The 18739-nt window shown below is 63.6% G+C and carries 19 protein-coding genes; 7 read left to right on the top strand and 12 right to left on the bottom strand.

Annotated elements, in window-relative coordinates:
• Positions 1-197: 197 nt before the first annotated feature.
• Together B3D39_RS01400 and B3D39_RS01395 are read right to left on the bottom strand one after the other, a co-directional pair.
• On the bottom strand, positions 198-578 hold the full coding sequence (locus B3D39_RS01400) for a c-type cytochrome (RefSeq protein ID WP_274961979.1): 381 nt from the start codon (positions 576-578) through the stop codon (positions 198-200).
• A 174-nt stretch (positions 579-752) separates the two neighbouring features.
• A complete protein-coding gene (locus B3D39_RS01395) occupies positions 753-1310 on the bottom strand; it encodes a tetratricopeptide repeat protein (RefSeq protein WP_274961980.1) in 558 nt (185 codons plus the stop codon).
• 161 nt (positions 1311-1471) lie between these two features.
• Here B3D39_RS01395 and B3D39_RS01390 point away from each other — a divergent pair, with 161 nt between their 5' ends.
• From B3D39_RS01390 to B3D39_RS01370, 5 genes are read left to right on the top strand one after another with little or no spacing between them, the layout of a single operon-like run.
• A complete protein-coding gene (locus B3D39_RS01390) occupies positions 1472-2647 on the top strand; it encodes an ABC transporter substrate-binding protein (RefSeq protein WP_274961981.1) in 1176 nt (391 codons plus the stop codon).
• Entirely contained in the window at positions 2644-3606 is a 963-nt protein-coding gene (locus tag B3D39_RS01385; protein WP_274961982.1) for a YVTN family beta-propeller repeat protein, read from the top strand. Before B3D39_RS01390 ends, B3D39_RS01385 begins: the two co-directional genes overlap by 4 nt.
• Before the next feature lie 11 nt (positions 3607-3617).
• Positions 3618-4055, top strand: coding sequence for a hypothetical protein (locus B3D39_RS01380; RefSeq protein ID WP_078523078.1), 438 nt, complete (start codon positions 3618-3620; stop codon positions 4053-4055).
• A complete protein-coding gene (locus B3D39_RS01375) occupies positions 4048-4773 on the top strand; it encodes an ATP-binding cassette domain-containing protein (RefSeq protein ID WP_274961983.1) in 726 nt (241 codons plus the stop codon). The genes B3D39_RS01380 and B3D39_RS01375 overlap by 8 nt, the downstream gene beginning before the upstream one ends.
• Positions 4770-5546, top strand: a complete 777-nt coding sequence (locus B3D39_RS01370) for an ABC transporter permease (protein WP_078523080.1) — start codon at positions 4770-4772, stop codon at positions 5544-5546. The genes B3D39_RS01375 and B3D39_RS01370 overlap by 4 nt, the downstream gene beginning before the upstream one ends.
• On the opposite strand, the gene B3D39_RS01365 is transcribed toward B3D39_RS01370, so the two are convergent.
• The 3 genes from B3D39_RS01365 to B3D39_RS01355 form a co-directional block, all read right to left on the bottom strand.
• A complete protein-coding gene (locus tag B3D39_RS01365) occupies positions 5519-6130 on the bottom strand; it encodes an ATP-binding cassette domain-containing protein (protein ID WP_078523081.1) in 612 nt (203 codons plus the stop codon). The two genes, B3D39_RS01370 and B3D39_RS01365, sit on opposite strands and share 28 nt — an antisense overlap.
• Positions 6127-6840, bottom strand: a complete 714-nt coding sequence (locus B3D39_RS01360; RefSeq protein ID WP_274962000.1) for an ABC transporter permease — start codon at positions 6838-6840, stop codon at positions 6127-6129. The genes B3D39_RS01365 and B3D39_RS01360 overlap by 4 nt, the downstream gene beginning before the upstream one ends.
• Positions 6841-6960: 120 nt before the next feature.
• The gene (locus tag B3D39_RS01355) at positions 6961-7938 is read right to left on the bottom strand and encodes an ABC transporter substrate-binding protein (RefSeq protein ID WP_274961984.1); all 978 of its coding nucleotides are present in this window, start codon (positions 7936-7938) and stop codon (positions 6961-6963) included.
• Between the two features lie 230 nt (positions 7939-8168).
• On the opposite strand from B3D39_RS01355, the gene pedF reads away from it, so the two are divergent.
• Both pedF and B3D39_RS01345 read left to right on the top strand, forming a co-directional pair.
• A complete protein-coding gene (gene pedF / locus B3D39_RS01350; RefSeq protein WP_286789306.1) occupies positions 8169-8828 on the top strand; it encodes a cytochrome c-550 PedF in 660 nt (219 codons plus the stop codon).
• Positions 8828-9736 carry a substrate-binding periplasmic protein gene (locus B3D39_RS01345; protein WP_093476946.1) on the top strand — a complete coding sequence of 303 codons (909 nt, stop codon included), beginning with the start codon at positions 8828-8830 and terminating at the stop codon, positions 9734-9736. The genes pedF and B3D39_RS01345 overlap by 1 nt, the downstream gene beginning before the upstream one ends.
• Positions 9737-9768: 32 nt before the next feature.
• Here the strand turns inward: B3D39_RS01345 and B3D39_RS01340 are convergent, their stop codons facing one another.
• From B3D39_RS01340 to B3D39_RS01310, 7 genes are all read right to left on the bottom strand, one after another.
• Entirely contained in the window at positions 9769-10632 is an 864-nt protein-coding gene (locus B3D39_RS01340; RefSeq protein WP_274961986.1) for an FAD:protein FMN transferase, read from the bottom strand.
• Positions 10629-12707, bottom strand: coding sequence for a 4Fe-4S binding protein (locus tag B3D39_RS01335; RefSeq protein WP_078523086.1), 2079 nt, complete (start codon positions 12705-12707; stop codon positions 10629-10631). Before B3D39_RS01335 ends, B3D39_RS01340 begins: the two co-directional genes overlap by 4 nt.
• Positions 12708-13241: 534 nt before the next feature.
• On the bottom strand, positions 13242-14120 hold the full coding sequence (locus tag B3D39_RS01330; protein ID WP_078540081.1) for an SMP-30/gluconolactonase/LRE family protein: 879 nt from the start codon (positions 14118-14120) through the stop codon (positions 13242-13244).
• Positions 14121-14146: 26 nt separating this feature from the next.
• On the bottom strand, positions 14147-15073 hold the full coding sequence (locus B3D39_RS01325; RefSeq protein WP_078540082.1) for a 3-keto-5-aminohexanoate cleavage protein: 927 nt from the start codon (positions 15071-15073) through the stop codon (positions 14147-14149).
• Between the two features lie 4 nt (positions 15074-15077).
• Positions 15078-16019, bottom strand: a complete 942-nt coding sequence (locus B3D39_RS01320; RefSeq protein WP_274961987.1) for a 3-hydroxyacyl-CoA dehydrogenase — start codon at positions 16017-16019, stop codon at positions 15078-15080.
• Entirely contained in the window at positions 16019-16813 is a 795-nt protein-coding gene (locus tag B3D39_RS01315; RefSeq protein WP_274961988.1) for an SDR family oxidoreductase, read from the bottom strand. The genes B3D39_RS01320 and B3D39_RS01315 overlap by 1 nt, the downstream gene beginning before the upstream one ends.
• A gap of 14 nt (positions 16814-16827) precedes the next feature.
• Positions 16828-18739, bottom strand: a 1912-nt coding sequence (locus B3D39_RS01310) for an ABC transporter permease subunit (protein WP_286789305.1), incomplete at its 5' end; no start/stop codon positions are given.

The following is an 18739-nucleotide window of genomic DNA, read 5'->3' as shown; positions in this document are numbered from 1 at the left end:
CATGTCCTCCCTTTGGTCTCCCGCCCGTGGTGCGACGCGGGGGTCACGCGCACTCACGATGCATCACGGCTCAAGTATCGACGGCGGGATCGCGGCGTATATTGTCCATTGGTCTTACGCCCTGTGCGACCCCGCCCGGACCGAACCGGACCGTCAAAGCCACCGCGCGGCCGGGAGGAACGACGACGCGGAAGAGATCAATTCAACGATGTCAGATAGGTGACGATGAAATCCTGCACTGTCGGATCCTCGATCCCGACATGGCGCATCTTGGTGCCGGGGACGAATTTGTCATTGTCCTCCATCCAGGCGCGCAGCGCGCCGGGCGTCCAGACAAAGCCCGCAGCCTTCAGCGCCTCGGAATATGGATAGCCTTGATAGGTGCCCGCACGACGACCGACGACACCGTTCAAGAGCGGACCGTAGCTCGCCTTGTCGGCATCGACCGAGTGGCAACGCAGGCAGGAGGTCTCGAATAGAGCTCCACCAGCATCTGTCTTGACCTTCTTATAGGTCTCGGCAGCGGCCGGAAGGCTCAGGCAGATCAGGACGGTGGCGGCCAGGACGGGGCGAAACATCGGAGAACCTCTTCTTCATTGCGACTGTCTTTCGCCCCGCACAATGCCCCTGTCTCCGAGCGGCGGGCTTGATCCGCATCAAGCTCACCCCCCTACCTTGGTCGTAGATCACACTGGTTCGGGCAGCCGGATCGCGTATGGGAAGAGGAAGACCCGGCCGCCGCCCGCATCCGGTCAAGAGACCGGCGCGTATTTCCAATTGTCGGCATCGGGCGTGACTTCATCGAGGTCGTAACCCGCTCCCTGAAGCCGCTGCGCCGTGGGAAGACCTGCCTTTGCCGCGCGATCCACGAGTGCCCGCCCCGCCGCCTCGTCGCGCGCGACGCCGCGTCCGCGCATCAGGTCGAGCCCGCGATTGAACATCCCCACCGGGTCGCCCAGATCGGCGGCGCGCTTGTCCCAGTCAGCGGCTGCGCCCGGATCGAGGGGGCCACCCAGACCGTTGTCGTCGAGCTGGCTCATCCACGTCATCGCCCCTGTCCAACCGTCGCGCGAGCATCGCTCGAAGAGCTGACGCGCTTCGGCATGACGGCCCGACTTGGTGATCAGGTAGCCCATCGCGCAATTGGTCATCGAGGTCTCACCTCGCCCGACGTCGCGCAGCGCCCGGTCGAGCGACAACTCCTCGGGGTTCAGGTCCCCGTGGAAATCTCCGCCTTCATCCGATTGCTGGGCCACGGCACCAAGGGGCACGCTCACCACCAGAATAGCCGTGCAGATCATCGCGCGCATCGCATTCCCCTCCTGCTCCGATGAAACCTTCCTTCGCACGATCCTAGCATAGCCGCGGCGAGTGCGCCCGCAGGTGCGGCTTATACCTTGGTCGTATTGCACCTTGCACCTCCGCTTCGCAGCATGGCGTTGCCGGAGGAGTCCGGCATGGGAGGAAATCTTTGCGAATCCAATGGCTCATCGGGGTTTGTGCCGCGCTGCTCCTTGGCGCGCCTGCGTCATCGGAAACGTTGCGCATCGACTGGCTGGAGCATCAGGTCACGCCGCCGCCGATTCTCTCGAACATAGCGGCGGTTCCCGAGAGTCTGGGTCTCGACGGCACGCGGCTTGCGATCGGCGACATCCGCACGACCGGGCGCTTTACCGGGCAGGATTACGCATCGAACGAAACCGTCATCGCCCCCCAAGACGATTTTCTGGGTGCCGCGAAATCCGTGCTGGCTGACGGCGCGAAGGTGCTCGTCGTCAAAGCCCCTGCCCCGGACCTGCTGGCGTTAGCCGACCTGCCCGAAGCAAAGGACGTGCTTATCCTCGATGCCTCGACGCAGGACGATGCGCTGCGTGGTGATGACTGCCGCAGGAACGTGCTGCACACTGCACCGAGCTATGCGATGCGCGCGGATGCGCTGGCGCAGTTCATCCTTTTCAAGAAATGGCGCAAGCTGGCCCTGATCTCCGGGCAATTGCCCGAGGACCTGGCCTTCACTGCCGCACTGAAACGCGCGCTCACCAAATTCGGCCTGACGCTCGCGGGCGAGAAGGAATGGGCCTTCGATGCCGATATGCGCCGGGCGGCTGCTGCCGAGGTGCCGCTCTTTACGCAAGACCTCCCCGATCACGACCTCCTACTCGTCTCCGACGAGCCGGGAGATTTCGCGCGTTACATCGCCTATAACAGCTGGCTTCCGCGCCCGTTGGCGGGCTCTGAAGGGCTGAAGCCCGTGGGCTGGTCGGGCGTGGTCGAGCAATATGGCGCGGCGCAGCTGCAAAACCGTTTCCGCGAAGCCGCAGGCCGCGAGATGGCGCAGGGCGATTTCGCCGCTTGGGTCGCGGTTGCGGCTGTGGGTGAGGCTTTCACCCGCACGCAATCGACGGACCCTGCGACCCTGCGCCGCTACATGCTCTCGGACGAATTTCGCCTCGCGGGTTTCCTCGGCCGACCGCTCTCGTTTCGCAACTGGAACGGTCAGCTGCGTCAGCCGATCCCGTTGGTGACCGAGCGTGCGCTGACCGCGCTCGCCCCGCTCGAGGGCTTTCTGCACCAAACCAACGAGCTCGACACACTGGGCATCGACGCCCCCGAATCCACCTGCGCCGCCTTCGGAGACAGCCAATGATCCGCGCCCTTCTTCTGACGACCCTGCTCGCGAGTCCGGCCTTCGCGGACGAAATCTGGGTCACCAACGAAGCTGACGACACGGTCTCGGTGATCGATGCAAATAGCCTCAAAGTGCTGCACAGTTTCGATACCGGGGAACGTCCACGCGGGATCACATTCAGCCGCGATTTCAAACGAGTCTATATCTGTGCCTCGGACAGCGACGCGGTGCAGGTGATGGACCCCGATACCGGCGAGATCCTGCACGATCTGCCTTCAGGCGAAGACCCCGAGCAGTTCGTGATCGCCCCGGACGACCGGCTTCTCTACATCGCGAACGAGGATGACGCGATCACCACTGTGGTCGACACCCAAACCCGAAAAGTGGTGGCGCAAATCGATGTCGGCGTCGAACCCGAAGGCATGGGTATTTCGCCCGACGGGAAGGTTCAGGTGACGACCTCGGAAACGACGAACATGGCGCATTGGATCGACACCGAAACGCATAAGATCATCGCAAATTCCCTCGTCGATCCGCGCCCGCGCCATGCCGAGTTCAGTCCAGACGGCGCGCAGCTCTGGGTCAGTTCCGAGATCGGCGGCACGGTCGCGATCTTCGACACCTCGGACCACAGTGAGATCGGCAAGATTTCCTTCACGCTTAAGGGCGTGCGCCCTGAGAAGATCCAGCCCGTCGGCATGCGGTTCTCGCCCGACGCCTCGAAGGTTTTCATTGCGCTTGGGCCCGCGAACCATATCGCGGTGGTCGACGCCAAGACCTTCGAGGTCGAAAAATACATCCTCGTCGGGCGCCGTGTCTGGCACATGGCGACCTCGCCGGATCAGACGAAACTGTTCACGACGAACGGTGTCTCTGGCGATGTGACGGTGATCGATATCGCCACGCTCGAGCCGATCGACACCGTGAAAGTCGGCCGCTTCCCCTGGGGCGCAGCCGCACGCCCGACCTCCAAATGACGAGGCTTTCCATGTTTTCAAAAATTCTGAAAGTCAGTTTGATCGCCGCGCTCTGCGCCGGTCCCGCCTGGGCCGATGACGATGCGGCCCCGTTGGCGGGCCTTTTGTCGGGTCACAACAAGGAAGACCTCCCCGAAGTGACCCTCTCGGTGGGCGAGCCGCTGGGCGGTCCCTGGACGCTGCGATCGGGCAGATATTACGAGGTCGAGATCACCGCCGACGGGTCGGGCGAAATCGGGCTCGAAAGCGACGGCTTCTTCCGCGCGATCTGGGTCGACGAGGTGGTGATCCGCGGGCTGGAGGTCCGCCCGATGGGTCTCGCCTCCATCGAGTTCGACCGCGCAGGCACGATGGAGATCGGGTTCATCGCGATCAAGCCGGGTCGCTACGACCTGCACATACCCGGCTCGACCGGTGAGGATCAGCGGCTGGAGATCTTGATTGAGTGACGCGCCTGCCCTGCATGTTGCGGGCCTCAGCCATGACTGGGGCCGCAAACCCGCGCTGCGCGATGTGGGGTTCCGCGTCGAGAAGGGGCGCTTCTGCGCACTGCTTGGCCCCAACGGCGCAGGCAAATCGACGCTGATGTCGGTTTTGACCGGACTGATCCGGCCCGCCCCCGGCGTGGTCACGATCTCCGGTCACGACATGGCACGCGCCCGGCGCAAGGCGCTGGCCGAGATCGGCGTCGTCTTCCAGCAGCCGACTCTCGATCTCGATCGCTCGGTTCGCGCAAATCTACGCTATTTCGCAGCGCTACACGGGCTCGGCAGCAAACTCGCCGATCGTCGCATCTCGGAAGCGCTCGATCGTCTGGGCATGGCCGAACGTGCCGAAGAAAAACTGCGCGCACTTAATGGCGGGCACCGGCGCCGGATGGAGATCGCCCGCGCGCTGCTTCATCGGCCCCGGCTCCTTTTGCTCGACGAGCCGACGGTAGGTCTCGACGCGCCTGCCCGCAGCGCGATCACCGCCCATGTCCATCAACTCGCCCAAGACGGAATAGCCGTGCTCTGGGCCACCCATCTCGCCGATGAATTACGCCCGGAGGATCAGGTCGTGGTGCTACAGAAAGGTCAGGTGAAAGAGCAAGGCGACGTCCGGGGCTTGAGCAAGAACAGCCTCCTAGCTGACTGGTTCTCCCAGGCGATGGGCGATACGGCATGAGCGCGCTCTCCGCCGCCTCCGCCATCGCCTCGCGCGAACTCGCTCGCTTCTTCACGCAACGCGAGCGGTTCCTCGCAGCTCTCGTGCGCCCGCTCGTCTGGCTCTTCATCTTCGCGGCGGGCTTTCGGGCGGCACTGGGCTTGTCGATCATCCCCCCCTACCGAACCTATATTTCCTATGAGACCTATATCCTGCCCGGTCTCTGCGCGATGATCTTGCTGTTCTCCGGAATGCAAAGTTCTCTCAGCCTCGTCCACGATCGCGAGAATGGTGCGATGAGGCTGATGCTGACAGCGCCTCTGCCACGATGGTTCATGCTTGGCGCGAAACTGCTCGCCGGCGCGCTGGTCGGGATGGTGCAGGTCGCGGCCTTCCTTGCCATAGCGGCGCTCTTCGGATTGCGCGCACCGTCGACGGGATATGTGACCGTCGTCCCCGCGCTTTTGCTTGCGGCAATCATGTTGGGAGCGCTTGGCTTGCTCCTGTCCTCGCGCATCAGACAGCTGGAGAATTTCGCAGGGATCATGAACTTCGTGATCTTCCCGATGTTCTTCTGCTCTTCGGCACTCTACCCGATATGGAAAATGCAGGAGAGCTCTCCGCTTCTCGCCAGGTTATGCGAGATCAATCCCTTCACTCAGGCAGTCGAATTGATCCGCTTCGCGCTCTACGGCCAGCTGAACCCCGCAGCTCTCGGTTGGACCGCATTGGCGAGCTTGGTGTTCTTCGCCGTTGCGATCTGGGGTTACGAACCCGCCCGCACCCGCTCTTGAACGAGCCGTGCCGGGCGTCCCTCGACCCGGGCAAACCGTGTGGCCAGCGCATCGAGTTCGCCTGCCGCATGGCTCGCGATCACCACCGCCGCATGGGTTTCCGCGATCAAGCCGGCGGTCAGTTCCAGCAGGCCTTCCACCCTCGCATCGTCAAGCGAGGCGAAGGGCTCGTCCATTAACAGCACATCGGGGCGCATCACGAAGGCCCGGGCCAGCCCCACGCGCCGCGCCTGACCGACCGAAATCTGACCGGGCCAGTGATCCTCAAGGCCGGCCAGCCCGACCCGATCCAGCATCGCACGCGCCTGTGTCTCGGTGGCTGAAGTCGGCAGCGTCACATTGTCGATCACGCGGCGCCAAGGCATCAGGGTCGGGTTCTGGAACACCATTGCGCGGCGCCCCTCCACCTTTAGGCTTCCCTCGAAACGATGGTCGAGCCCAGCCAGCAGTCGCAACAGGGTTGTCTTGCCTGCACCTGACGCTCCCGAGAGCCCCAGCACCTCGCCGCGCGCGACATCGAGCTTCATAGGTCCAAGCACAGGTATGCCGCTGAAGGATTTCTCTGTCAGCTCCAGCCGGATCATCTTTGTCTCCAGCGTGCAGCGCGTTGCGCAAGCGGCGCAAGGAGACCCCATTCCACCGCGAGCATCACGGCGACGAAGGCAAGCGCATTCGCAAGCACGCCCGCGATATCGAACATCTGGAAATCAAGATGAATGCGGAATCCGATCCCGTTGGATCGGCCGAGAAACTCGACGACAAGCACAATCTTCCAGATCAGTGCCAACCCCGCGCGCGCCGAAGCCATGATATGCGGCGCGAGCTGCGGGATCAAAATGTGGCGCAGCCGGGCGAACCAGCCCATGCAGTGAAGTCGCGCCATGTCCGACAGGTCGGTGTCGCGCGCCACCATCCCTTCGCGCAGCATCACCGCGACCATTGGAATCTTGTTCAGCGACACAGCCGCGACGGCCGCCCACTCATTCAGCCCGATCCAGAGATAGCAAAGCACGATGGTCACCAGCGCCGGAATATTCAGCGCGACCGTCAACCAGGGCCCAAACCAGCGATCCGCACGACGGCTGCCGCCAAGTGCGATCCCGATCGCCACGCCGAAGCCCATCGCCAGCCCGAAGGCTGCCGTCACCCGTGTGAGCGTGGCGCTCAGGTCTGGCCAAAGGTCACCGCTAACCAATGCCGTCCAGAGAGTCGGGAAAACTATCTGTGGTCCGGGAGCAAGCTGCGGATCGGCCAACCACCAAGCGAGACAGGCCCAGAGCAGAACGAGCGCCATGAGCGAGGCAACGACCACAGGAAGGTTGGGCCAGAGCCGGGCGCGGTTTCGCAGAGCGAAGCTGCGCCCGGTCTCCACGCCAGATCTCTTCCCTTGCGTGATCAAAATTGCGCCCATCGCTCAGTTCGTCAGGAATGTGCCCTCGGGCAGCGATGTCGCGCCGCCCACCAGCTTCTCACCGCCCAGTTTCGCCATGAGACGCAGCATCTTGTCGGCAGCCGCCTCATCGACCGGGCCGGGTGCCGGGACGCCAGCGAGCCATCCCGCCTTGAGCGCCGCGAATTGGGTGTTGCTTTTGGCATTCATGATCGGGCGAAGCCGCGCAAAGGCCTCGTCGTCGGTGGCGAGTTTTTCTTTGGCCGCACGCGAGGCGGCGACCAAACCCGAGGCTAGCTCCGGTTTCGACTCCACCAAGTCCCCCGAGAGAACATAGCCGAGCAGCGGTGTCTCAGGAGAGAGACCAAGCGCGCGCGCGGCATCGCCGACGCTCACCAATTCGCGCATCCCTGCGGCTTCCATCTTCGCACCGAAATGCCAGAAATTGATCGCGCCATCGACTTCGCCCGAAAGCGCCGCTTTCATGATAAGGGGCGGCGCGCCGAAAACCTGCTCGGTCTTGCCCGCCAGATCAAAGCCATCGGCCTGCTCGGCATAGGCCCGCAGTATGAGCCAACTCTTGTCGAGCGGCCCGCCTGCGATGCCGATTTTCTTTCCGTCGAGATCGGCCAGCGTTTTTGCCGGACTGTCCTGAGCGACCAAAAGCCCGCCCACTGCTTTCGAATATGGAATGAAGCGGTAATCTTCGCCCGTTGCGCGCATCCGCGCAACCCAGAACCAGTCGGTTACGATGGCATCGACCGCCCCGCCCTGCAGCATGATATCGGAGCCCGACTTCCCTGCGACGGGGACCACCTCGAGAGTGAAGCCGTTCTCTCGGTCCAGACCGTAGTGCTTGATCGTGTCCAGCTCCCAATTCACGGTTCCGCCTTCGAGCGCGGCCACCTTCAGCACTGGCAGGTCCGCCGCCCATGCGCTTGCACTCATTGCGAGAGCTGCAATCGCCGCGCCCGCTGCGCGGCTCAATCCGTCAAAAGCCATCTGTTCCTCCCATCTGCGCCCCCCGCCGCTCCTCCGGCGATCACGCATTTGCGACCACAGTATCAGGTCGCGACGGCGCGCCTATTCGACCAAAGGACAATGCCCCTTCCCGCCAGCGGGACCGCGATTGATACCAAGGTCGAATGGTGGCCCGACGCAGCCTCGCGTTATCCAGAAGACAAGCGAGATCTTTTTGGGAGGTTTAGATGCTCAACACCCGTAAGGGCCTGATGGCCGCGCTTCTGGCGCTGGCACTTGCGCCGGTCACCGCCTTTTCGCATGGCGACGTGACACCACAGCCCGTCAACACCGATGCCCTGCCCGACGTTGGCGAGGAATGGCTCAGCGAGAACCCCTATCGCGCCGCGGCGGCCGGTGATGAGGTGTGGGCCAAGGCCGTCCAGATCGGCGACAGCGGCTTCAATCAGAACTGTGCGCGCTGCCACGGGCTGGGTGCGGTTTCGGGCGGTCTGGCGCCGGACCTGCGCTATCTCGAAGCCGAGGAATATGGCGACGAATGGTTTGTTGAACGCTTCCGCCATGGGATGACCCAGAACGGGACCACCAAGATGCCCGCCTTCGGGGAAATCCTCGGTCAGAAAGCAGCCTGGGCAATCCGCACCTATATCGAGACGCGACCTGACGATGGTGCATTGGAGCCCTACTCGGATGAGCTTCAAAAGATCCGCGATCAGCTTGCCGCAGGAGAGGCCGACGTCCCCACCGTTATTGCGACGCTCGAGGATATCTCCGGCAAGGTCGATACCGCTTCCGGAGCACCCGTCGCCGACAGCGCTGCGTCCCGCGCAGCACATGAGCTGGAGAAGGATCCGAGCAAGCAGAAGGAAGCGGCGGATATGCTTTCGATCGGCATATCGGCTGCGGAATGATGAGCGTCATCGCACAGGCCCGCGCGGGGCTTGGCGTGCTGGCATTTCTGGGCGGGATGGTCGGAGCCATTCCCGCCTTTGCCGCATGCGAAGGCGTGGCCCCAGAACAGAAATTGCAGAATACCTCGCCACAGGATATCGGGCGCGATCTCGATAGGATTGCCACGGACGGCTATATCGAATTCGCTGTCTATGACGACTATGCGCCCTGGTCCTTCGAGAACGCCGGAAAAGCCGAAGGGATCGATATCGAGATCGGCAAGATTATCGCGGGAGCTCTGGGCGTCGAGCCGCGCTTCCGGCTCGTCTCCGCAGGTGAAACGCTTGACGCCGATTTGCGCAATTATGTCTACAAGGGCGCCGTCGTAAATGGCCGCGTCTCCGACGTGATGCTGCATGTTCCTTATGATGTGGATTACGCCTGTCGCTTCGATCAGGTCGTTTTCACCGGCATTTACGGCGAGGAACATATCGCCATCGCCTATGACGCCGCGAGCTATCCCGATAAGGGGCCGACCCCGGCGGTCTTCCGTTATGATCCTATCGGTGTCGAGAATGACTCGATTTCCGATTTCTACATGACCGACGTAACCCGTGGACCTTCGGCGGACAAGGTGCATCGCTACCGCAATACCGCGCTCGCGATGAAGGCACTGGCCGATCACGAGGTGATGGCGGTGATGGGCCCGCGGGCCGAGCTGGAAGCCGCGCTTGCGCCCGGCATCGACATCCACGAACCGCCGCTCGGATTGCCGCGCTCGAAATGGGCGATCGGCGTGGCGCTCTCGATGCAGCATCGTCGTCTTGGCTATGCGGTCGATGACGCGATCGCAGCTGCGCTGGAAGACGGGCGGATCGCCAAGGCCTTTGCCGATTACGGCGTGGGATTCACCCCACCGACGCGGTGATCTGCGCGTTCGGGCCGCTTTCGATCTCGCGATCAGAGCGGCCCGTAATTCCCATCGAAATCCACCAGATGGACGGCATCGAGGCCAAGACGGGCCGCGCTACGTGCGATCTCGTCGCGCTCCATGAGCACGAATGCAGTCGAGGCCGCATCTGCGAGCGCCGCGCTCTTTGCCTCGACCGTAACCGTTGACCAGCGCGGGAGCTGCCCTTGGGGCCCCAGGATATGCGAGCCACCCGGCAAAGCGAGCGCTCCCGGCGACGAGGTCGCCATCGCCCGCCCGTCGCGCAGCTGCAGGCGCGCAAGCAATCCAGCGCTTGGATCCGACACCCCAAGATCGAACGGACCGCCGATCGCCGCGAACTCGCCCATGTCGACCAGCACGTCGGAATAGCCCCGCGCAACCAAGAGGTCCCGGACACGGTCAGCCGCATATCCCTGCACGATCCCGTTCAGCGTCAGGGCTTGCCCCGGTCCGAGTCGAATGTCCGCCGCAACTCTTACGGTCTCAAAGCCGATTTTCGCACGCAGCGAAGCGCCGCTATTGCCATTTGCCAAGGCATCCCAAAGCGGCTGCACCGTTGGATCGAACGCGCCCAACGTCGCCAGATGCACCCGTCGCGAGAGCGCGAGAACCTCCGACATCGCAGCAGACGGTCGGCAGCGGCCTGTCGCGTTGAGGCGCGTCAATTCGCTTTCGCGATACAAGGAGAACGTGTTCTCGATCTCTTGAATTTCGTCCCGGATCGCGCGCATGTCCTGCCGGTTCCTGACCCCGCCCCTGAGATCGAGCGCGATCTCGGCACCAAATGCCTGTCCAGTCCAGGGCGCTGCCTGCGCGCGGGCTCCGGCACATAGCGCCGCCGCCGAAATTTGCAGGAAACGGCGCCGATTCATTCTGCTGCCTCCCTCAGGCCGGGGCCGCGTTTTCCCTTTTTCGCGGCTAGCACGAGAGGCACGCAAAGCTTTGGATCGTCATGAATTTTCACGCAATCGAGGCATTGGAAACACTCTGAATACCGTATCTGGCCGGTCTTCGCGATTGCCCCGTAATTGCATCGCACCTTGCACAGCTGACACGGCGAGCCGCAGTCGGCCCGACGCGGGATCCAGCTTCGCAGTCGTAAGAGGCCGCCGAGCCGCATCGCGGCCCCCAAGGGGCAGACGGAGCGGCAAAACCCCTTGAACCAGACCATCGAGACCGCGATCCACCCCGCCGCCCAGAGCACATAGGGCCAGGGTCTGGCGAAATGGGTGGTGATAGCAGTCTTGAAAGGTTCGACCTCGACGGCTTTCTCGATGTGATCGGGCGTGACAAGTGCAATGCCGGTCAGCACAGCCAACGCCACCGGCCCGGTCCAAAGGAGCGCTTGGGCAAGTGACCGTGGCGGCTCCCATTTCGGCAAGTTCAGGAAGCGTCCGATGTGATGCGCGAATTCCTGAATTGCCCCGTAAGGGCACAGCCAGCCGCAGAAAAATCCGCGCCCCCACAGGAGGAAACCGAGGATCGCCGCCGCCCAGATCAGAAGCGAGAACGGGTCATAGAGGAGCACCTCGAGCGAGCCGTTCCCGGTGAGCGCCCGGATCACCGCGATGGGCGTCACGATAGAGAGTTGCCCCTGCCCCCAATAACCGACGAAGCCGATCGTGATCGCGAGAATCGCAAGCCGCACCGGGGTAAAAAGCCTGAGCGCCGCAAGCCGCGATTGCAGCAGCAGCGCCCCAAACAGCAGCACGAGGAACCCGCTGAGAACCCACAAATCCGTTGCCCGATTGCGAAGCGCCTCACGCCATGGCGGCAAGGCCTCCGGCACTTGCGGGAAAACGAAGAACCGCTCGGGTGTCTTCATCGTGAGACTGAATTTCGCCTCTCCCGCTTCGGGCTGAAACATCCCATGCAGACGAACCGCCTGCGCGGTCAGCTCCCAATCGCGGGAGGGATCGAAACCGAGACGGCGATCCAGCCGGACCACCATCTTCGTCGCGTCCTCAAGCGTCGCCGGGGCATCTTTGGCCAGTTGCGCCAGAATGTCCGCATCGCGCAGCGCCAGCGGCAATCCATCTTGCTGCGCAGAGATCCGATCCGGTGCCGTGTTCCGGACGAAGTCTTCGCTCACCAGCCCCTGTCGGCCGGCCTCGATGAGCAGATAGAGCTCGTCATCCGGCGCACGAGACAGGAAGCGTCGCGTTTCGGCATAGGTCTCGGGAGAAAGCGCAGCTTTTGCAATCGAGCCCGGGCCGAGGTCGATAGCATAGAGATCGAGATAAAGCCCGTTCGGGTCGCTATCGACCGTCGCATCATCGGCGGCCCATTTCGTATTGTCGAACGCCGCGTCTTCCTCTGCGTTCGTGACGCGGAGCCGCCCCACCAGTCCCGCCTCGATAAGGCCTTGCCAGTCAAGCTGCTCGCGATGGTCTGGATCAGGCTTCGGCGGCGGACCGGATTGGATTCCCTTCATCTTCTCACGCGCCACCGCGAGCGTCGCCGCCAAGATTGATTCATGCGCGATCCGCACGCTCGCGGTCGCCTTGGTCACACCATCGAGATAAACGAGATCTGAGCCCGACCCGGCACCGCCATAAGGCGTGCCGACGACGATCGGCTCGTTGATGGAGTGGCCGCGATACTGTTCGAGAAATTCCCGAAATGGCGCTTCTCCCAGCCCAGACACGAAAACCGGTTCGTGTTGACTGATCAGTTTCACGTCTATGAAGCGCCCTTCCAGATCGAGCATGACCAGCATGTTGATCGGTTTGCCGGAAAAACCCGGCAACGGCGCCAATTCGCCGGTCTCAAAGACATAACCCGCCTCGCCGCCCCCGGAATTGCGGAGCTGCCAGACGCCCTTTTCATTGATTTCATCGCCCACCGCATAAGGCGCAACGACGATATCGGCCACCTGCTCGCGCGACAGGCTCGCCGCGAAAGCGGGCAACGCCAGAAAGAACCATAGGATGAGCGCGCGCAACATGCGGCGAGTCTAACGATCAGATGGCGCGGCGATATTCGACCTTCGTAGCGAGACGATGAGGTTCCGGTTGCGCTCGGCGCGGCAAGCTTTGCACGCTTGGCATGGAATGCTGTCGCCCGTCGGCTTCGAGCGACAGCGGGAACTGAGACACGAAGGCGTCTAAGAAAGGCGGGGCTATTCACTTTCGAGAGGGTGCAGGTTTGTATATGGGTCGACGCGGCCCGAGGATTGGATCGGGCGAGATTGGCGGGAGGGTTTGCAAGATCTTTCATGGGACCAGTGTCCCTCGCCGACCTGAAAATTCCGGTCGGAAAATTTCAGGAAAATTCCTGGCTCCGCATCGGAGAGCGTTTGGACTGGCTGACCTACTAGGGATAACTTTCCCGGAGAGGCGAATTTCACACTGCTCTCTTTGCGAAACGAACCGCCACGATCAGTCCGAGCGCTGGCCGCTCTCCGGTCTCACGCAGCTCCTCCGGATGCGCCTGCGCGCGGAGCGCGCGCAGGGCTTCAGATGAGGTCGGCTTTGATCGGTCAGCCGCCGAAGCGCGGCTCCGGCACGCCTTTCACGCCGAGACCGCGGATCGCGAACAGGCTGCCGCGCTGAACACCGTCGTCGGGGAAACGCGGCAGCGGAGGCTTTGCCATCGACGTGACGTAGAGCACATCGAGATCGGGGCCGCCGAACTGGACGCTCGTGACCTTCTTCACTGGCATCGGGATTTCCATGTCGAGCGTGCCGTCCGGTGCGAAGCGGCAGATCCGCCCGTCATAGACCAGCGCCATCCAGTAATAGCCCTCCGCATCGACCGTCGCCCCGTCCGCGGCGCCGCCGTTCGAGGTGTCGGCCTTCGCGAAGGTGCGACGGTTCGAAATGCCGCCCGTCTCGATATCATAGTCATAGGCCCACATCTCACCGGTCCAGGTATCCGTGAAGTAGAAGGTCTTGTCGTCAGGCGAGAAGCACGGCCCGTTCGAGCAGATGATCCCCTCCTCGAGCTTGGTAACGCTCAGGTCGGGATCGACGCGGTAGAGTGCGCCCAGCGGCCCCTCTTCCTGCATATCCATCGAACCGGCGAAAAACCGACCGCGCCGGTCGCATTTGCCGTCATTGATACGAGTCGTGGCGAGGTTGGCCTCCGGGTCGTGCAGCAACTCGCAATCGCCGCTGTCGAAATCGAGCAACCAGAACCCCTTGTCGAGCGAGACGATGGCCCCTTTGCCGTCCTTGCGCACCGCCATCGAGCCGATCTTGCCCGGCACATCCCAGGCGCGCAGTTCCGTGCCGTCCGCAGTGCAGCGAAACACCCGCCCATCCATCGAGTCGATGAAATAGAGCCGCTGGCTTTCCACGTCCCAGACCGGGCCCTCGCCCAGTGTCGTTTTCACGTCGAGCAGAATATCGATCTGCATGTTGGTCTCCTCCCTTGGTATCCGGTTCAGAAGTTCACGGCGTCGCCGCCCTTGAGCGCGAGCATCTCGCGTGCCTCGTCCGGCGTCGCGAGCTCGAGGCCCAGCCCCTCGACGAGGGCGCGCGCCTTGGCGACCTGTTGGGCGTTGCTCTCTGCAAGTTTGCCGCGCGAGATCCAGATGCTGTCCTCGAGACCGACGCGGATATTGCCCCCCATGCTCAGTGCCTGTGTGGCGATGCGGAATTGGTCCTTGCCGGCCCCCAGAACCGACCAGCGGAAATCCTTTCCGAAGAGACGGTCTGCCGTGCGCTTCATGTGCATGACATCCTCGGGATGGGTGCCGATCCCCCCCAGCAGGCCAAAGACGGACTGAACGAAGAACGGCGGCTTCACGAGGCCACGATCCGCGAAATGCGCGAGGTTGTAGAGATGCGAGATGTCGTAGCACTCGAACTCGAACCGGGTGCCGTTGTCATAACAGGTCTCCAGCACGTATTCGATGTCCTTGAACGAATTGCGGAAGACGAGGTCACGCGACCCCTCGAGATGCTCACGCTCCCATGCGTGCTTGAACTCCTTGTATTTCGCGAGAAGCGGGAAGAAGCCGAAATTCATCGACCCCATGTTGAGCGAGGCGACCTCGGGCGCCCATTGCGCCGCGGGCTTCGTGCGTTCGTCCACCGTCATGTAGGGCGAACCGCCGGTGGTGATATTCACCACCGCATTCGTCGCCTGCTTGATCCGGCCCAGGAACGGCGCGAAGGCCTCGGCCGACTGGTCGGGCTTTCCAGTTTTCGGGTCACGGGCATGCAGGTGCAGGATCGCGGCCCCCGCCTCGGCCGCCCCGATCGCGGCTTCGGCGATCTCGTCGGGCGTGATGGGAAGGTGATCCGACATCGTCGGCGTGTGGATGGCGCCGGTCACGGCGCAGGTGAGGATGACCTTGTCTGGCATTCTATCAATCTCCGATTTCGTCTGTTGCTCGACGCTTGTGAGCGGCGAGCGCCATGAGGCGCCGGTCTCGCCACGCCTGCCGCTGAGCAAGCTCGTCTGCGGGAAGCGCCGCACGGCGCTCCGCCTCGATCCGGTCCAGCACGGGGCCGCGCCAGTCCGCCGCGGGTTGCCCCGCCATGCCGTCATAAATGCCGCCGTAGCGCGTCACATATTGCCGCACGCCCTCGGGCGCGTTGAGGTCGATGGTCTCGAACGGGCCGATGAAGGACCAGCGAAGCGCGAGCCCTTCGCGCAACCCGATATCGACGTCTTCGGTGCTGGCATATCCATCGGCCACGAGCCGGAACGCCTCATGCAGAAGCGCGCCCTGAAGGCGGTTCATCACGAAGCCGTCGATTTCCTTCTGCATGACGATCGGGCGCATGCCGGCGTCGCGCAGAAGATCCGCCGTGCGCTCAAGAAGCGCAGGATCGGTCCAAGGCGCAGGCACCAACTCTGCTGCGGGCACGAGATAGGCGGGATTGATCGGATGATTGACCACGACCCTGTGGCGTCCCGCGAGCCCCTCGGAAATGGCCGAAGGCAGCAGGGCCGACGACGAGGAGGCGAGCACGGTATCGGGGCCGGCAATCGCGTCGAGACGCGCGAAGATTTCGCGCTTCACGCCGATCTCTTCGAAGGTGCTCTCCTGCACGTGCCGCGCGCCCTCGAGCGCCTCTTCGAGCGTGGCGACCGGCTCGATGCGCGCGAGGGCTTCCTCAGCGGTGCCGGGAATGAGGCCCAGGCGCTCCAGTTCCGGCAGCATCTCGGCGGCGAAGTCGCGCGCGGCCTTTGGCGCGGCGGGGACCTCGTCCCACAACCGCACCGGATGACCGGCGCGGGCGAACACGATGGCCCAGGCACGCCCGATAAGCCCCGAACCGACGCAGGCGACAGGCTCTTTCATCACAAGGTCTCCACATTGCCATCGACGGGGAAGCTCTGCCCCGACAGGTTGCGCCCGGTTTCGGCGATCAGGAAGGCGGCCATGTCCGCCACGTCCTCGGGCGGGGTCATCCGGCGCAGCGAGACGTTCGACAGATACCGCTCGGTCATCTCTTCATGGCTGATCCCGGTCTGCTTCGCGCGGGCTGCGATCACGCCTTCGATCCGCGGCCCTTCGATAATGCCGGGCAGGATCGCATTGGCACGGATATTCTCGGGACCGAGCTCTTTCGCCAGGCTCTGGGTGAACCCGATCACCCCCCATTTCGCCGAGGCGTAGGGCGTGCGGAACGCATAGCCGAACTTGCCCGCCGAGGAGGAGATATTGACGATCGCTCCGCCCCCTGCCGCGCGCAGCATCGGCACCGCTTTCCGCGTGCAGAGAAACTGCCCCGTCAGGCCGATATCGAGGCAGCGCCGCCAATCCTCGGGCGAGATTTCGTCGACCGAGCCGGTGGGCCCCGCAATGCCGGCATTGTTGACCAGCGCATCGAGCCCGCCGAGGGTGTTGCCGATCGCCTCGAAGAAAGATGTCACCGCAGCTTCATCCGAGACGTCGGCGCGCAGGGCCACTTCGGCGCCCAGCTCCTGCGCGGCCCGTTCGAGCGCGGCCTCATCGATGTCGCAGATAGCCAGCCGCGCGCCTTGCCGAGCCAGCTCCCGCGCGATGCACAGCCCGATGCCGGAAGCGCCCGCCGTGACCGCAACGCGTTTGCCCTCGAGGCCGGGCAATTTCATCCTGGATGTATCACTCATCGAAATCTCCTTGGTTATTTGCGCAATGCGATCACGGCCATCAGGATGACGAGCCCGAAGAACACTGAGCGGAATGCGAAGGGCAGCGCGGTGCCGGCAAGCAGGGTCTGCATCGCGGTCAGCAGAAGAGCGCCGCCCAGCATACCCGCGTAATGCCCGCGGCCACCGGTGATCAGCGCCCCACCCACGACGACGACCGCGATCGAGGGCAGAAGGTAGTCATCCCCCATCCCGAGGCTCGCCTGTCCGGAAAAGCCCGCCAGCAGAACGCCGACCAGCGCCGCGCAGAGCGCCGAGAGGATGTAGACAGAGATGATGACCCGTCCTGTGCGCACCCCCGAGAGGCGCGCAGCAAGTTCGCTGTTGCCGACCGCATAGACCCGGCGCCCGAACCCGGTGCGTCCCAAGAGGATGATCGCGAGAGCGACGAAGGCGGCCATGAAGATGATCACCGGAGTCACCCCCATCAGCTTGCCGGTCATCAACCAACGCAACGAGGGCGGTGCGAAACCCGCCGGCGTGCCGCCCGACCAGATCAATGCCGCGCCCTGAAGAATGCCGTTCATCGCGAGCGTCACGACGATCGGCGACAGGCCCAGCGCCACGACGCCCAGCCCGTTCGCGAGCCCGATCAGCGCAGCCACCGCGAAGACGACCGGCAGCGCCGTGAGCAATCCCATGTCTTGGCCACCAACGAGCCCGGTCAGCATCACGCCCGACAACGCGATGCTCCAGGGCAGCGACAGGTCCAGCCCCCCGGTCAGGATCACCGCGCCCTGCCCCAGCGCGAGGATCGCGAGGAAGCTCGAGAGCACAAGGAGCGAGTCCCAGTAGCGCCAGCCGCTGAAGACATTGCCCAGCACCAGCTGCGTCGCGATCAGGACCACCACGAGGCAGATCCAGGCGGGCAGAACGTGGCGCAGCGTATGACCGTGACGTTGCAGGAAAGTTTGCGCGGGGGCAGTCTCTGCCGGTCGCGTGAAAGCCAACCTGTGATCCTCACCCGAGCGCTGGCCAACAAGCCATCCGCGCCGTCGGGCGCCGATCGCATCGGTGACTTCGCGCAGGCGATGCGAGAGCGTGCTGTCACGGCGCAACGAGCCTGCAAGCACGGCGATCAGAAGCACTGCGCTTTCCGCGATGGTCGAGTAGTAAGCCGAGACGTTGAGCGACAGCAGAAGGTTCACCACGATCATCAGGATATAGGCCCCGAGGATCGTGCCCAGCACGCCGCCTTTGCCACCGCCAAGGCGGGTGCCGCCGATCACCACAGCCGCGAAGGTCGGCAGCAGAAGCGAGTTCCCCACCAGCGGGTCGCCGCTGCCGGTCTGGGCGCTCACGAAAACCCCGGCAAGCCCGTAAAGCCCACCTGCGAGCACGTAGGTCGCGAAGGTAACGGTGCGCGCGTGAAGCCCCGTCGCGCGGGCAGCCTCGGCGTCGCTGCCCACTGCATAGAGCGTGATCCCGTAGCCCGTGCGCTTGAGCCAGAGCCACAGCGCCACCAGCACGAGCATCAGCGTGATCGGTGCAGGAAGCAGGCCGGGGATCGTGTCACCAAGATAGACAGATGCGAGCGAAGGCGCGACGAAGCCGCCCGGCATCGCCATCACAAGGAGCGTCAGCCCTTGCACGATGAACATCACCGCCAATGTGACCACGATGGGCTGCAGGCGCACCACGGCCACGAAAAAGCCGTTCACCGCACCCACGGCCATGCCGATACCGATCCCGATCGCGGTCCAGAGCGGCACGGAGGCCTGCATGTTCGCCGGGTCCATCGAGGTCGCAAGCACCGCGTTGACCAGCGAGACCACCGCGCCTGCCGACAGGTCGAACCCGCCCGACAGGATAACCAGTGTCTGCCCCGCAGCCGCGATCGTGGAGGTCGCCCCGCCACTCGCGAGGAAAGAAATATCGAAATAGCTC

It is taken from the genome of Thioclava sp. UBA3469 (assembly GCF_002378135.1).
GTDB lineage: Bacteria > Pseudomonadota > Alphaproteobacteria > Rhodobacterales > Rhodobacteraceae > Thioclava > Thioclava sediminum.
This window is presented reverse-complemented; position numbering and strand designations above follow the sequence as displayed.

Excerpts from the sequence above, each read along its gene's own strand:
- B3D39_RS01400 (WP_274961979.1), bottom strand. The coding sequence starts at position 578 with ATGTTTCGCCCCGTCCTGGCCGCCACCGTCCTGATCTGCCTGAGCCTT.
- B3D39_RS01395 (WP_274961980.1), bottom strand. The coding sequence starts at position 1,310 with ATGCGCGCGATGATCTGCACGGCTATTCTGGTGGTGAGCGTGCCCCTT.
- B3D39_RS01385 (WP_274961982.1), top strand. The coding sequence starts at position 2,644 with ATGATCCGCGCCCTTCTTCTGACGACCCTGCTCGCGAGTCCGGCCTTC.
- B3D39_RS01380 (WP_078523078.1), top strand. The coding sequence starts at position 3,618 with ATGTTTTCAAAAATTCTGAAAGTCAGTTTGATCGCCGCGCTCTGCGCC.
- B3D39_RS01370 (WP_078523080.1), top strand. The coding sequence starts at position 4,770 with ATGAGCGCGCTCTCCGCCGCCTCCGCCATCGCCTCGCGCGAACTCGCT.
- B3D39_RS01365 (WP_078523081.1), bottom strand. The coding sequence starts at position 6,130 with ATGATCCGGCTGGAGCTGACAGAGAAATCCTTCAGCGGCATACCTGTG.
- B3D39_RS01360 (WP_274962000.1), bottom strand. The coding sequence starts at position 6,840 with ATGGCGCTCGTTCTGCTCTGGGCCTGTCTCGCTTGGTGGTTGGCCGAT.
- B3D39_RS01355 (WP_274961984.1), bottom strand. The coding sequence starts at position 7,938 with ATGGCTTTTGACGGATTGAGCCGCGCAGCGGGCGCGGCGATTGCAGCT.
- pedF (WP_286789306.1), top strand. The coding sequence starts at position 8,169 with ATGGCCGCGCTTCTGGCGCTGGCACTTGCGCCGGTCACCGCCTTTTCG.
- B3D39_RS01345 (WP_093476946.1), top strand. The coding sequence starts at position 8,828 with ATGAGCGTCATCGCACAGGCCCGCGCGGGGCTTGGCGTGCTGGCATTT.
- B3D39_RS01340 (WP_274961986.1), bottom strand. The coding sequence starts at position 10,632 with ATGAATCGGCGCCGTTTCCTGCAAATTTCGGCGGCGGCGCTATGTGCC.
- B3D39_RS01335 (WP_078523086.1), bottom strand. The coding sequence starts at position 12,707 with ATGTTGCGCGCGCTCATCCTATGGTTCTTTCTGGCGTTGCCCGCTTTC.
- B3D39_RS01330 (WP_078540081.1), bottom strand. The coding sequence starts at position 14,120 with ATGCAGATCGATATTCTGCTCGACGTGAAAACGACACTGGGCGAGGGC.
- B3D39_RS01325 (WP_078540082.1), bottom strand. The coding sequence starts at position 15,073 with ATGCCAGACAAGGTCATCCTCACCTGCGCCGTGACCGGCGCCATCCAC.
- B3D39_RS01320 (WP_274961987.1), bottom strand. The coding sequence starts at position 16,019 with ATGAAAGAGCCTGTCGCCTGCGTCGGTTCGGGGCTTATCGGGCGTGCC.
- B3D39_RS01315 (WP_274961988.1), bottom strand. The coding sequence starts at position 16,813 with ATGAGTGATACATCCAGGATGAAATTGCCCGGCCTCGAGGGCAAACGC.